The sequence below is a fragment of the Mesorhizobium sp. M5C.F.Ca.IN.020.32.2.1 genome, from assembly GCF_004023105.1.
GTDB classification, from domain to species: Bacteria; Pseudomonadota; Alphaproteobacteria; order Rhizobiales; family Rhizobiaceae; genus Mesorhizobium; species Mesorhizobium wenxiniae.
Genome location: NZ_RZSX01001624.1, coordinates 1 through 516 on the forward strand (window position 1 = coordinate 1; position 516 = coordinate 516).

The following is a 516-nucleotide window of genomic DNA, read 5'->3' on the forward strand; positions in this document are numbered from 1 at the left end:
GTCAGATCGTGGTGATAGACGCCCTGCAGGCCCTGAACGCAGGCCCCGGCGCGATGGCCGATCTCGAACGTGCGGTGACCGAAATCCTCGCCTGTTTCCGCCCCGGCCGCAGCAATTTCCTGACTGACTTTTTTTCAAGGCGGATCGACCGCATATTGGTGGCGGCGACGAAGGCGGACCATCTGCATCACGAAAGCCACGATCGGCTGCAGGCGATCGTGCGGCGGCTTGCCGATCGCGCCATGGCGCGAGCAAATTTCACCGGCGCCGATGTCGACGTGGTCGCCCTGGCGGCGGTGCGCGCGACCAGCGAAGGCACGGTCAAGCAAGGCCGTGAGACGCTGCCGGTCATCATTGGCACACCGTTGAAAGGTGAAAAGATCAACGGCGAAACATTCGATGGAAGAACCGAAACAGCTATATTTCCCGGTGATTTACCGGAGAAAATTGATGCAGTGTTCGATGTCTCTGGACCAGACCATCGGCAGAACCCGGGCCATCGGCAAAGCAATGAGG

General features: G+C 60.1%; 1 protein-coding gene. It reads left to right on the forward strand.

Annotated features, from left to right (window positions below; all coding sequences use genetic code 11):
* A partial coding sequence (locus EOA86_RS37820) for a YcjX family protein (RefSeq protein WP_164892465.1) occupies window positions 1-516 on the forward strand: 516 nt, incomplete at both ends.